Below are 12,605 nucleotides of genomic sequence, written 5' to 3' on the forward strand. Positions count from 1 at the left end.
GGGGGTAAGGCCCCCGGAAGACGACCGGGTTGATAGGCCAGGGATGGAAGCCCTGTGAGGGGTGGAGTTGACTGGTACTAATAGGCCGAGGGCTTGTCCGCAGATGCTCGCGTCCACTATGACTTTTCGATCCCGGCTTTATTGGCTGGTTCGAGTGCTAACTGAACAGTGCGCTTGTTCGACTTGGAGCACTTGAAAAATAGTGTTCCGGTGGTCATGGCGGGAGGGAAACGCCCGGTTACATTCCGAACCCGGAAGCTAAGCCTCCCAGCGCCGATGGTACTGCATGGGGGACCGTGTGGGAGAGTAGGTCACCGCCGGACAATTTTTGAAGACCTCTGGTTCACCAGCGTACGCGCTGGTGAACCAGAGGTCTTTTTTGTTTTTCTTACGACGGGAGTGACGATGTCCGAGCCGGAGCGTCCCGATAATTCAGAGGAACGACCCCAGAGGCGTGCGGGCGACGGCCGGCGCGATCAGCGCGACGACCGCCGTGGCGGGCCGGGTGGTGGTTCGTGGCGGCGTGATGACCGTGGTGGTCCTCCCCGTGGTAGCCGGCCGGACGATCGTCGTGGTGGACCTGCGGGTGGGCCCTGGCGTCGAGACGACCGCGACAGCGCCTCTCGGAGCGGTCGGCCCGATGACCGGCGCGGCGGGCCCCCTGGTGGGTCCTGGCGTCGTGACGACCGTGGTGGTCCTCCCCGTGGTGGCCGGCCGGACGACCGGCGCGGTGGACCCAGCTCAGGTTCGTGGCGGCGTGACGACCGTGGCGGCCCGCCCCGTGGGGATCGGCCGGACGATCGGCGTGGCGGGCCCGGTGGTGGGTCCTGGCGGCGTGATGACCGTGGTGGTCCTCCCCGTGGTGGCCGGCCCGATGACCGGCGCGGTGGACCCAGCTCAGGTTCGTGGCGGCGTGACGACCGTGGCGGCCCGCCCCGTGGGGATCGGCCGGACGATCGTCGTGGCGGGCCCGGTGGTGGGTCCTGGCGTCGGGACGAGCGTGGTGGTCCTCCGCGTGGGGATCGGCCGGACGATCGTCGTGGCGGGCCCGGTGGTGGGTCCTGGCGGCGTGATGACCGTGGTGGTCCTCCGCGTGGGGATCGGCCGGACGATCGTCGTGGCGGGCCCGGTGGTGGGTCCTGGCGTCGGGACGAGCGTGGTGGTCCTCCGCGTGGGGATCGGCCGGATGAACGGCGTGGCGGACAGGGCGGTGGTTCGTGGCGGCGTGATGACCGTGGCGGTCCGCCCCGTGGCGGTCGGCCGGACGAGCGGCGGGAGAGCCGTGACAGGCGTGACGACCGTGGGTTCCGTAGCGACCGGCGGGACGACCGCGGCGGGTCGCGAGGCGGGGGCCGGAGCTTCGGTCCGCGCGGGAGCGGACCCGGCGGACCCGGCGGCCGTGGCGGTTTCCGGCCCGGGAGCGGGCAGCCCCAGCGGCGGGACCGGGACGCCCGTGACCCGCGCGCCCGCGAGCGGGAGCACGTTCCGCGGCTTCCCATCCCCGACGAGGTCACCGGCGAGGAGATCGACGCGTCCGTGCGCCAGGAGCTGATGAGCCTCCCCAGAACCCTGGCGGTCGACGTCGCCAGGAACCTGGTGATGGTGGCGAAGCTCCTGGACGAGGATCCCGAGCGTGCCTACGGCCACGCGCGCACCGCGCTCCGCCTGGCCTCGCGGGTCGGTGCCGTCCGGGAGGCCGCGGGGTTCGCCGCCTACGCGGTGGAGAAGTACGCCGAGGCGCTGCGTGAGTTCCGTGCCGCCCGCCGGATGACCGGCTCGGCGCATCTGTGGCCCGTCATGGCGGACTGCGAGCGCGGCCTCGGCCGTCCCGAGCGGGCGCTGGCCATGGCCGGCGAGCCGGAGGTGCGGAAGCTCGACAAGGCGGGGCAGGTCGAGATGCGCCTGGTCACCGCCGGTGCGCGCCGCGACATGGGCCAGGCCGATGCCGCCGTGGTCACGCTGCAGAGCCCGGAGCTGGCCTCCCAGGCCGTGCACCCCTGGACCCCGCGGCTCCGGTACGCCTACGCCGACGCGCTGCTCGCCGTCGGCCGGGAGGCCGAGGCCCGCGAATGGTTCGCCAGGGCGCTGGAGGTCGACCAGCAGGGCAGCACCGACGCGTCGGACCGGCTGGCGGAGCTGGACGGCCTGGAGTTCATCGACACCCTCGACGAGGAGGCGGAAGAGGCGGAACTCGCCCAGGAGGAGGACTGACGCCGGGCGTCGGCGCCCCCGCTCACCCCGCGCCGTTCGCGGACGGGTCCTCCCAGGCCGGGTTCAGCGCGCGTAGCACGAGCCCGGACGCCGGTTTGGGGCCGAACGATGTCGACTTGTGCGGCATCGTGATGCCCCGTTCGGCGAGTTCCCGGACCGTCTCCTCAGCAACGGGCCGCATCAGCACGGCCGTGCCTCCGGCCGCCTCGGCCTGCGCCACGGCCGCGCCCGCGTCGTGCAGGTAGCCGATCCCGGCGGTCTCGTCGGGACGCCGCCACGCCTCGCCGAGCAGCGCCGCGTGCAGCACCGTCGCGTCCAGGCGGCGCCATGCCTCGGGCCGGTCGGCGGGCACGGCCCGGGCCAGCAGTCCCGGGTCGATGCGGTCGAGCAGCTGGAACGCCCCGGCGCCGGCCAGCAGGAACGCGTTCTCCGCGGTGCCGGCGAGCGTCCCCAGCGCCTCGGTCAGCGGCCCGGCCACCCGCCGGACCCGGCACACCCCCTCCAGGTCGGCCAGGGCCCGGTCCACCGGCAGGCCCGGCAGCACCCGGTGGATCGCCTGGACCCGCAGCGGGAAGCGGGCGGTGTCCACCAGCAGCACCAGCCCGCGGTCCCAGGGCGGCGCGTTCCCGTGTTCCGCGGCCAGCCGCAGGTACGTCGCCCAGCGGTGGTGGCCGTCGGCGATCAGCGCCCGCCGGCGGGACAGGTCTCGCGCGATGGCCGCCTGCTCGGCCGGCTCGGTCACCGCCCAGAGCCGGTGGCCGACCCCGTCCGCGGTGGTGATGGAGAGCAGCGGTGGTTCGCCCGCCGCGCGTTCCACGACGGCCGCCGCGCCGGCCACGGAGCCGTCCGAGCGGTAGGAGAGCAGCAGCGGTTCCAGGTTGGCCGCGGTCGCCCGCATCAGCGCCGCCCGGTCGGCCACCACCTCGGGCATGACGTCCTCGTGCGGCAGCACCACGCCCTCCTCCGGGCGACTCAGCCGCAGCGCGCCGAGCACACCGCGTTGCAGCCGGTCGCCGGAGCGCTGCTCGTAGACGTAGAGCGCGGGCGCCGGGTCGGGGGCCAGCGCGCCGTCCGTCAGCCAGCGGCGCAGCGTGGCGGCGGCCCGCCGGTGCCCGGCGGCCGGGTCAGTGGCCTCCGGCAGGATGAGCCGGACGATGTTGTACGGCTCGGCGGTCTCCAGTCGGCGCCGGCCCTCCGGACGCACCACCACGTCGTAGGGCGGGGAGGTCACCGCGGCGAGGCTGGTCACTCGCTCCGGGGCGTAGCGAAGGGCACGGAAGGGAGCCAGGTCGAGGCCGTCGGAAGGCATCCCCGCATGGTAAGCCGGGCCGTCCGGCGCGGGCTCCGAGCGGTGCGGGATGATCGAAGGCGCTATGACTGAGCACGACCGCGGACAGCGCGGTGATCGCAACAAGGCGAACGAGGACTCCTTCGCGCACGGCGAGTCGGGGAGCCCCGGGACGATCCCGGCGGAGCGGGCCGCGACGGAGGGCCTGCCACGGGGGTCGGAACGCCCGCTGTGCGCTGTGTACGACACGGCCCTGCTCGACCTCGACGGCGTCGTCTACGCCGGCGGCGCCGCCCTGCCGCACGCCGTGGAGTCGCTGCGCTTCGCGACGGAGCAGGCCGGCATGCGGCTCGGCTATGTGACCAACAACGCCGCTCGCACCCCGCGGACGGTCGCCGAGCACCTCACCCGGCTCGGCGTCCCGGTGACGGAGTCCGAGGTCATCACCTCGGCGTTGGCCGTCGCCCGGCTGATCGCGGAGCATGTGCCGGTGGGCGCGCCGGTGTTGTGCGCCGGTGGCGAGGGCCTGCGGGTGGCGCTGCGGGAGCGCGGGCTGCGTCCGGTGGACTCGGCGGACGACGGGCCGGCGGCGGTGGTCCAGGGCTACGGCGGGCCCGACATGCCCTGGGGGATGCTGGCCGAGGCGGCGCTCGCGGTCGGGCGCGGCGTGCCCTGGTTCGCCTCGAACACCGACGCCACCATTCCCAGCGGCCGGGGCATCACCCCCGGCAACGGCGCGGCGGTCGAGGTGGTGCGGATCGCCACCGGGCACACCAGGGAGCCGGTGATCGCGGGCAAGCCGGCACCGCCGATGCACCGGGAGTCGATACTGCGCACCGGGGCGCGCCGCCCGCTGGTGGTGGGCGACCGGCTGGACACCGACATCGAGGGCGCGCACGCCGGCGGTGTGGACGCGCTGCTGGTGCTCAGCGGGGTGACCGACGCGCCCCGGCTGCTCGCCGCGCGCCCGGACCACCGGCCGACCTACGTCGCGGCCGATCTCCGCGGCCTGCTGACGCCGCATCCTCGGGTGGAGCGCGACGGCGACGCCTTCCGGTGCGGCGGTTGGCGGGCTGTGGCCGGTCAGGGCCGGCTCCGCCTCGAAGAGCCGGGGCCGGCCGACGCCAGGGACCCTTCCTCGGGCCCTGCGGGCCTGGGCGGTGCCCCCATCGACGGGCTCCGCGCGCTGTGCGCGGCGGCCTGGGCTCAGGCCGGCCCGGACCGCTGCACGCTGCCGGCGGACGACGCGTTGTCCCGCCTCGCCCTCTGAGCCCTGTTCGGTCGGTCAGGTCGGCCAGGCCGGAGAGGTCGGTCAGGCCGCCGCGGCGATGGCCTGCCTGATGAGGTCGTCCTCGCTGGTCCCGCGCCGCCAGTAGCCAGTGAACGTGACCCGGCGCCGGTCCACGCCCCGATCGTTGACCAGGTGGCGACGCAGCGCCTTCACGCATCCGGCCTCGCCGGCGAGCCACGCGTACGGGGCGCCTCCGGGCACGGCGGCGGCCCGCATCGCCTCCAGCATCGGGTGTTTCGCGCCCGCCGGCTGCCCGTCGACGGTGGCACCGCGCGGGCCCCCGGGGCCCGGGGGGACGTCGCGGCACAGCCAGGTGATCTCGGCGTCGGCCTTGGTCGGCAGCTCCTGCCGGTCGGCCGCGTGTTCGACGTCGATCCAGACCCGCGCCGGCATCCCGGGCGGCAGCGCGGCCAGGATTCCCGCCACCGCCGGCAGCGCCGTCGCGTCGCCGCAGACCAGCACCGAGTCCGCGTCGGTGGGCGGGCGGAAGTCGACGCCGCCGTTGTCCTCCTCGACCGGTCCGAGCACGGTTGCCGGGTCGCCCGGCCGGGCGGTGAGCGCCCAGGAGCAGGCGGGTCCGGTGTCCCCGTGCAGGGCGAAGTCGATGTCCAGCTCGTCCGGGGCCCGGCGCTGCTCGCGGATCGTGTAGGTGCGCATCACGGCACGCTCGTCGGCGTCCATCCGCTGCCACGCCGGCCACCACTCGGTGCCCGCCCCGACGGGCACGGCGACCTCCTGCTGTCCGGGACGGGGCAGGAAGAGCTTGATCCGCTGGTCCCGGCCGCCGCTGGCGAGGCGGCCGAGGCCGGCGCCGCCGAGCGTGACCCGGGCGAATCCGGGGCTGATCCGCGTCGCTCTGAGGACGTGCAGTTCGAAGAACTCGAAGGGGGCGGTCGTCATCGCGAGGAGTTCCGTTCTCTCGGGTTCTCGGCCGGGTTCTCGACTGGCGCTGCTGGCGGTGCTGGCGGTGGGTGTCAGGCGAGCGTGCGGGCGCCGCGTATCGCGTCGGCGAGCTGTTCGAGGATCGGGGCGAAGCCCGCGTAGCTGTACCGCTCCTCCATGGACCAGGAGATGGTCTGGCCGGCCTCGACCGCCGGGAGCCTGGCCCAGGTCGGCTTGGCGGCGAGATCCTCGGCGCTGAGCGCCTGCGTGCGGTTGTCGATCATGATCAGGTCGGCGTGGTAGTGGTCGGCCTCCTCCCAGCTCAGGAACTCCCAGAAGCCCCACTCGTCGACCTTCCTGCCCTCCACCAGGTCCACCCCGAGGTCCTTGAAGTAGTGGAGGTCGGTGTAGGAGTCGGGGACGGCCACGTAGAGCTGCTCGGCGTCGCCGGTCATCGCCATCACCCTGAGCCCCGGGTTGTCGCGCGCGGCCTGGCGGAGGCTCTCGGCGGCGTCGTCGAAGCGGGTCCGCGCCTCGGTCACGGACGGGGCGGACAGGTCGGCACCGAGTGCCTCGGCGAGTTCGGTGTAGCGCCGCAGCGGGTCGAGCAGTGACGTCCGCGCGCCGTTGATGCCGATTGCGGGGGCGAGCGAGAAGATCTCGTCCCTGGCCTCTTCGGGCACGTACCACAGGTCGGGCGCGGGGAACATGTTGCTGATCAGCAGCTGGGGTTCGAGGCGCGCGTACTCCTCGATGTTGAACTCCCCCCACGCCTCGCCCAGGTTGGTCAGCCGGGACAGGTCGAGCTCGCCGGCCTGCGGGTTGCGTTCGCCGCGCACCGGGCTGCTGCTGCCGAAGATGCCGACGCACTCGACGCCGTAGTCGTGCAGCGCGGCGGCGGCGCTCACGTACGCCACGATGCGCTCGGGCCGCCCGTCCAGGCGGACCGTCTCGTCCCGGTCGTCGGTGAACGTCCAGCCGTCCGAGCCGGAGTCGCCGGCCGGGTCGCCGCCGGCCTCGTCGCCGCAGCCGGCGAGCAGCGCGCCGGCGCCGAGGGCGCCGCCCGCGGCGAGCAGGGTGCGCCGGGACAGCACTCGGGTGGATCTGGTCGGGCTCACGGCGAGTACTCCTTGAGGAGGTGGTGCGGGCGGTGCGGCGTCGGGGGCGGGGCTCAGCCGAGGGGGCGGGCGGCGCGCACGGCGTCGGCGAGCGCGGTCAGCGGCGGGGTGCAGCCGGCATAGCTGTACGTCGGCTCGGGGGTCCAGGTGGCGACCTGGCCGGCCTGGACGGCGGGGAGGGTGCGCCAGGTCGGCTTGTCGCGGTCCAGGTCGGCGGGCTGGAGGTTGCCGGTGCGGCCGTCCACCAGGATCAGGTCCGCCGGGTACAGGTCGGCGTTCTCCCAGCTGACGGTCTGCCAGTGGCCGCCCTCGTCGACGTCCTCCGGCACGACGAACTCGACGCCGAGGTCCCGGTAGTACGTCAGGTCGGAGAAGTCGCCGGGGACGGCCAGGTAGAGCAGGTCGGGCGTGGCGGACAGCGCCAGTACCCGCAGGCCCTGGGCGTCGCGGGCGGTGCCGCGCAGCGTCTCCGCGGCGTCCTCGAAGCCCGTCCTGGCCTCGGTGGCGGAGGCGGCGGCGAGGTCGGCGCCGAGCGCCTCGGCCAGTTCGGCGTAGCGCTCCACCACGCTGAGCAGCGAGCTGCCCTGGGTCAGGATCCCGGCGCTGGGCGCGAGGGAGAGGATCTCGTCGGCGCTGTCCTCCGGCACGTACCACAGCTCGGGCGGCACGTGCATGTTGCTGACCAGCAGCTGCGGTTCGAGGCGCGCGTACTCCTCGACGTTGAACTCGCCCCAGGCGTTGCCCAGGACGGTGAGCCGGTCCACGTCCAGGTTGGCGGCCTGCACGTCGGGCTCGCCGTTGGCCAGCACGGTGGGGCCGAAGACGCCGGTGCACTCGATGCCGTAGTCGTACAGCGCGGCGGCGGAGCCGACGTAGCCCACGATGCGTTCCGGCGTCCCGTCCAGTTCCAGGCGGTCGCCGCGGTCGTCGGTGAAGGTCCAGCCGGAGCCTGAGCCGTCGCCGCCGTCCGCCGCGTCGCCTGAGCCGTCGCCGCAGGCGGTGAGCAGGGCCGCGGCGCCGAACGAGCCGCCGGCCGCGAACAGGCCCCGGCGGGTCAGCGGCGGGAATGGGCCGCCGGCCCGGCGGCCGGCCGGGCGGGGGAACGCGGCCCTGCGGACGGAGCGTCGCGCGGCGGTCTGGGTGGCCATGTCAGCTGACCTTTCTGGCGGTCCTGATGGCCTCGGCCAGCTGCTCCAGCAGCGGGGCGCAGCCGGCGTAGGAGTATCGGGGCTCGCTGTTCCACGGGGTGATCTGGTCCGCCCGCACGGCGGGCAGCCGACCCCACGTGGGCTTGTCGGTGAGGGCGTCCGGCTGCAGGGCGACGCTGCGGTTGTCCAGCAGCAGCACGTCCGCGGGGTAGGCGTCGGCGTTCTCCCAGCTGAGGCTCTGGAAGAAGCCGCCCTCGTCGAGCTCGTCCGGGGTGACCAGGGAGACGCCCAGGTCCTTGAAGTAGGCGAGGTCGCAGGAGGCCGACGGGTCCGAGGCGTAGAACAGGTCGGCCGCGGCCGAGCAGGCCAGCACCGTGATGTCCGGGTTGTCGCGGGCGGCCCGGCGCAGGGACTCCGCGGCGTTCTCGAAGCGGGTCCTGGCCTCGGTGACGGCCGTTGCGGTCATGTCCGCGTCGAGCGCCTCGGCCAGCGCCGCGTAACGCTCCAGCGGGGTGGTCAGCCGCAGGTCGGGGTGGTCGCCGGTGGGCGCGACGAGGATGCCGACGCTGGGCGCGAAGCCGGTGATCTCCTCGCTGCTCTCCTCCGGCACGTACCACAGCGCGCCGGGCTCGAACATGTTCGTGACCAGCAGCTGGGGTTCGAGCCCCACGTAGTCCTCGACGTTGAACTCGCCCCACGCCTGGCCCAGGATCGTCACCCGGTCCACCGGGACGTCGCCGGCCTGGACGTCGGGCTCGCCGTTCTCTCCGGTGGTCGGGCCGAAGACGCCGGTGCAGTCGATGCCGTAGTCCTTCAGCACCGCGGCCGAGCCGATGAACGCGACGACGCGCTCGGGAACGGCGTCCAGCGTCACGGTCTCGCCGCGATCGTCGGTGAAGCGGAACGCGGCGTCGCCGCCGTCGTCGCCGGATCCGGAGGAGTTCGTCGCGTCGTCGTCGCCGCAGCCGGCGACCAGGGCGGCGGCGCCGAGGGCACCGCCCGTCGCGAGCAGGGATCGGCGGGACAGACGTGGGCCGCGGGGGAGGCGGGGAGTGCTCATGGGTTGCCTTGGTCTACCTTGGTCTCTCAACTGCCGTATGCGAAGGTTAGGCTAACCTAACCCTATGTTCGACGAGAGTGCTACCAAGGGGAGGACGGCGTGACCGTGGTGAAAGCCGCCGCGCCGCGTCTCCCGGCCCCGGGGAACGGCGCGCGGGACACCGGACGCGCCGCCGACCCGAAGAAGCCGCCGGCGTCCGCCGCCCCGTCGCCCCGCCGCTCGGCCAACCGCTCCGCCGGCCTGGTCGCCGCGGTCGGTGTGCTGGCCCTCGTCACCCTCGCGAGCATCGCCCTCGGCGCCAAGTCGATATCCCCCGGTGAGGTGTGGCACGGCCTGTTCCACTACACCGGCACCGACGCGGACGTCATCGTCCGCGACGTCCGGTTGCCGCGCACCGTGCTCGGCCTGCTGGTCGGCGCCGCGCTCGGCCTGGCCGGTTCGGTGATGCAGGCGCTCACCCGCAATCCGCTGGCCGACCCCGGCCTGCTCGGCGTGAACGCCGGCGCCTCCGCGGCCGTGGTCTCCGGCATCAGCTTTCTCGGCGTCACCTCGCTGACCGGTTACGTCTGGTTCGCCTTCCTGGGCGCGGCCGTCGTCTCGTTCCTGGTCTACGCGCTGGGCGGCGCGCGCTCCGCCACCCCCGTCCGGCTGGCCCTGGCGGGCACGGCCGTCACCGCGGCGCTCATCGGCTACGTCAACGCCGTCATCCTGCTCGACACCGCGGCCCTGGACCGGATGCGGTTCTGGACCGTGGGCTCGCTCGCCTCGGCGAACGGCGACGTCATCCGCCAGGTGGCGCCGTTCATCGCCGTCGGCGTGGTCCTCGCGCTGACGCTGGCCCGCCCGTTGAACGCCATCGCGCTCGGCGACGACACCGCGCGCTCGCTGGGCGCCCACCTCACCCGGACCCGGGTGCTCGCCATGGCCGCGGTCACCCTGCTGTGCGGTGCGGCCACCGCGGCCTGCGGCCCGATCATCTTCGTCGGGCTGATGGTGCCGCACATCGTGCGCGCCCTGACCGGCCCCGACCTGCGCTGGATCCTGCCCTACACGATGGTGCTGGCGCCGGTGCTGCTGCTCGGCTCCGACGTGCTCGGACGGCTCCTCGCCCGGCCCTCCGAACTCCAGGTCGGCATCGTCACCAGCCTGGTCGGCGGCCCCATCTTCATCTACCTCGTGCGCCGCCGGAGGATGAACCAGCTGTGACGCACCGACCCTCCAGCTCGTTCGTGCTGCGCACCCGTGGCGGCTGGTCCCTGCGCCTGCACCCGCGCCCCGCGCTGGTCGGACTGCTGCTGGCGCTGCTCGCCCTGGCCATGACGGTCGTGCTGATCGGCACCGGCGACTATCCGATGTCGCCCGGCGAGGTGCTGAGCACCCTGGCCGGCGGCGGCAGCGCGGGACAGGAGTTCATCGTCCGGGAGCTCCGGCTGCCCAGGGCGCTGCTCGCGCTGCTCGTCGGCGCCGCGCTCGGCATGGGCGGCGCCGTCTTCCAGGCGCTCTCCCGCAACCCGCTGGGCAGCCCCGACATCATCGGCTTCACCCACGGCTCGGCCGCCGGCGCGCTGACCGTCATCGTGCTGTTCACCGGAAGCAGCGCCGCCGTAGCCGCCGGGGCGCTGGTCGGCGGCCTGACCACCGGGATCGCCGTCTACCTGCTGGCCTGGCGTCGCGGCGTGCACGGCTACCGGCTGGTACTCGTCGGCATCGGCGCCGCGGCCATGCTCAACGCCGTCATCGGCTATCTGCTCACCCGCGCCAACATCGTGGACGCGGCCCGCGCCGTGCTGTGGCTCACCGGTTCGCTCAACGGCCGCGACTGGGAGCACGTCTGGCCCCTGCTGTGCGCCTGTGTGGTGCTCATCCCGGTGATCCTCAGCCAGGCCCGCCCGCTGCGGATGCTGGAGATGGGCGACGACGCCGCCAGCGCCCTCGGGGTGCGGGTGGAGCGGACCCGGCTGGTGCTCGTGCTCGCTGGGGTGCTGCTCACCGCCTCCGCCACCGCCGCCGCCGGCCCCATCGCCTTCGTCGCCCTCACCGCGCCCCAGCTGGCCCGCCGGCTCACCCGGGCCGCCGGGCCCAGCCTGCTGTCCGCGGCGGTGATGGGCGCCCTGCTGCTGGTGGCCGCCGACTTCCTCGCACAGTGGGTGTTCGCGTCACGGCAGCTGCCGGTGGGCGCGGTCACCGGCGTGCTCGGCGGCTGCTACCTGCTGTGGCTGCTGGCCACCGAACGCCGGGCGGGCCGGATATGACCGACGCCCCGACGCCCCGACGCGCACCTCGACGCCGGAGCCGACCAGCACGGCCGGCGACACCAGCCAGACCGGGAGTGAGACCGTGACCGCCGCCAAGTCCATCGACGCCGACTCCGCCGCCGACCGCGCCGCCCGGCTGGTGGCCGACGCCGTCACCCTCGCCTACGACCAGCGGGTCATCGCCGAAGGGCTCTCGGTGCGGATCCCCGACCGGTCCTTCACGGTGATCGTCGGGCCCAACGCGTGCGGCAAGTCCACCCTGCTGCGCGCCCTGTCCCGGATGCTGCGGCCCACCGCCGGCGACGTGCTGCTCGACGGCCGGGCCATCGGCTCGATGCCGGCCAAGAAGCTGGCCCGCACCCTCGGCCTGCTGCCGCAGTCGCCGATCGCCCCCGACGGCATCACCGTCGCCGACCTGGTGGCCCGCGGCCGCTACCCGCACCAGGGCCTGTTGCGCCAGTGGTCGCCCGAGGACGAGCGGGTCGTCGAGGAGTCGATGGCCGCCACCGGCATCGAGGAACTGGCGGATCGCTATGTCGACGAGCTCTCCGGCGGCCAGCGGCAGCGGGTGTGGATCGCCATGGCGCTCGCGCAGCAGACCCAGCTGCTGCTGCTCGACGAGCCCACCACGTTCCTCGACATCGCCCACCAGATCGAGGTGCTCGACCTGTGCGCCCGGCTGCACGAGGAACAGGGCCGCACCCTGGTCGCCGTGCTCCACGACCTCAACCACGCCGCCCGCTACGCCACCCACCTCGTCGCGATGCGGGACGGCCGGATCGTCGCGGAGGGCCCGCCCGGCGACGTCGTCACGGCCCGGCTCGTCGAGGAGGTCTTCGGGCTGCCCTGCCGGGTGATCGAGGACCCGGAGACCGGCACCCCCCTCGTGGTGCCAGCGGCGCGGCGGCGCACGGCCCTCGAGGCGGTCACCCCGTAGCGTCACCGGGTAGCGTCGGGGCTATGCACGAGCCCGCACCCCCGCATCCGCGCCCGGGACCGCCCTCCGCCGGCCCGAGAGGCTGGGCGGCGCCGCCCACGCCCTCGCCCCCGGCGGCCGCCGCCGCCCCGGCCGGCGAGCCGAGCGCCTCCGGCGCGGACGAGCCGCCCACCGGACACGCCGGCGTGGACGCGCAGCTGGAGCTGTTGACCCAGGCCGACCACCTGGAGATCGCCGAGCACCTCCCGCTCTACGAGGAGGTGCACCGCGCCCTGCGCGACACCCTGACCGAGCTCGGCGGCCCGCTCGGCGACCCGGGTGACCGCCTCGGCGCGCAGTTCGGGGCTGCGCACCACTCCCCCGCTGCCCAGCCGCTCCCGGCCCACCTCGAACTGCGGTTTGACCATCAGCACCA

At 74.3% G+C, this 12,605-nt stretch carries 11 protein-coding genes, 2 rRNA genes and 1 pseudogene; 8 read left to right on the top strand and 6 right to left on the bottom strand.

The genetic code is table 11. The annotated features are described in order from the left end of the window. The 4 genes from ABGB06_RS39025 to ABGB06_RS39040 all read left to right on the top strand — a co-directional run. A 23S ribosomal RNA gene (locus tag ABGB06_RS39025) occupies positions 1-101 on the top strand; the annotation flags it as partial. A gap of 105 nt (positions 102-206) precedes the next feature. Next, positions 207-323 (top strand): 5S ribosomal RNA (rrf, locus tag ABGB06_RS39030). Positions 324-454: 131 nt separating this feature from the next. Then, complete coding sequence (locus tag ABGB06_RS39035; protein ID WP_347600376.1) at positions 455-1,552, top strand: hypothetical protein; 1,098 nt, start codon at positions 455-457, stop codon at positions 1,550-1,552. Continuing rightward, positions 1,552-2,211, top strand: coding sequence for a tetratricopeptide repeat protein (locus ABGB06_RS39040; protein ID WP_347600379.1), 660 nt, complete (start codon positions 1,552-1,554; stop codon positions 2,209-2,211). Before ABGB06_RS39035 ends, ABGB06_RS39040 begins: the two co-directional genes overlap by 1 nt. 22 nt (positions 2,212-2,233) lie before the next feature. Here ABGB06_RS39040 and ABGB06_RS39045 read toward each other — a convergent pair whose 3' ends face one another. Beyond that, on the bottom strand, positions 2,234-3,520 hold the full coding sequence (locus tag ABGB06_RS39045; RefSeq protein ID WP_347600382.1) for a DUF1015 domain-containing protein: 1,287 nt from the start codon (positions 3,518-3,520) through the stop codon (positions 2,234-2,236). 64 nt (positions 3,521-3,584) lie between these two features. Here ABGB06_RS39045 and ABGB06_RS39050 point away from each other — a divergent pair, with 64 nt between their 5' ends. Continuing rightward, positions 3,585-4,769 carry an HAD hydrolase-like protein gene (locus tag ABGB06_RS39050; protein ID WP_347600384.1) on the top strand — a complete coding sequence of 395 codons (1,185 nt, stop codon included), beginning with the start codon at positions 3,585-3,587 and terminating at the stop codon, positions 4,767-4,769. A gap of 42 nt (positions 4,770-4,811) precedes the next feature. On the opposite strand, the gene ABGB06_RS39055 is transcribed toward ABGB06_RS39050, so the two are convergent. The 4 genes from ABGB06_RS39055 to ABGB06_RS39070 all read right to left on the bottom strand — a co-directional run bounded on the left by ABGB06_RS39055 (position 4,812) and on the right by ABGB06_RS39070 (position 8,998). Continuing rightward, positions 4,812-5,690 (bottom strand): siderophore-interacting protein, encoded by an 879-nt coding sequence (locus ABGB06_RS39055; protein WP_347600387.1) that lies wholly within the window; start codon positions 5,688-5,690, stop codon positions 4,812-4,814. 74 nt (positions 5,691-5,764) lie between these two features. Beyond that, the gene (locus tag ABGB06_RS39060) at positions 5,765-6,790 is read right to left on the bottom strand and encodes an ABC transporter substrate-binding protein (RefSeq protein WP_347600390.1); all 1,026 of its coding nucleotides are present in this window, start codon (positions 6,788-6,790) and stop codon (positions 5,765-5,767) included. Positions 6,791-6,843: 53 nt separating this feature from the next. Further along, entirely contained in the window at positions 6,844-7,938 is a 1,095-nt protein-coding gene (locus ABGB06_RS39065; RefSeq protein WP_347600393.1) for an ABC transporter substrate-binding protein, read from the bottom strand. A gap of 1 nt (position 7,939) precedes the next feature. Further along, on the bottom strand, positions 7,940-8,998 hold the full coding sequence (locus tag ABGB06_RS39070) for an ABC transporter substrate-binding protein (RefSeq protein WP_347600396.1): 1,059 nt from the start codon (positions 8,996-8,998) through the stop codon (positions 7,940-7,942). A 240-nt stretch (positions 8,999-9,238) separates the two neighbouring features. Here ABGB06_RS39070 and ABGB06_RS39075 point away from each other — a divergent pair, with 240 nt between their 5' ends. From ABGB06_RS39075 to ABGB06_RS39085, 3 genes are all read left to right on the top strand, one after another. Continuing rightward, the gene (locus tag ABGB06_RS39075) at positions 9,239-10,204 is read left to right on the top strand and encodes an iron chelate uptake ABC transporter family permease subunit (RefSeq protein WP_347600405.1); all 966 of its coding nucleotides are present in this window, start codon (positions 9,239-9,241) and stop codon (positions 10,202-10,204) included. After that, complete coding sequence (locus tag ABGB06_RS39080; protein ID WP_347600399.1) at positions 10,201-11,250, top strand: iron chelate uptake ABC transporter family permease subunit; 1,050 nt, start codon at positions 10,201-10,203, stop codon at positions 11,248-11,250. The genes ABGB06_RS39075 and ABGB06_RS39080 overlap by 4 nt, the downstream gene beginning before the upstream one ends. An 85-nt stretch (positions 11,251-11,335) precedes the next feature. Next, a complete protein-coding gene (locus ABGB06_RS39085; RefSeq protein WP_347600402.1) occupies positions 11,336-12,190 on the top strand; it encodes an ABC transporter ATP-binding protein in 855 nt (284 codons plus the stop codon). A gap of 278 nt (positions 12,191-12,468) precedes the next feature. Here the strand turns inward: ABGB06_RS39085 and ABGB06_RS39090 are convergent. Then, a pseudogene (locus ABGB06_RS39090) lies at positions 12,469-12,605 on the bottom strand (16S/23S rRNA (cytidine-2'-O)-methyltransferase); the annotation flags it as partial.

The sequence above is a fragment of the Streptomyces sp. B6B3 genome (assembly GCF_039871525.1).
In the GTDB taxonomy this organism is placed as follows: domain Bacteria; phylum Actinomycetota; class Actinomycetes; order Streptomycetales; family Streptomycetaceae; genus Streptomyces.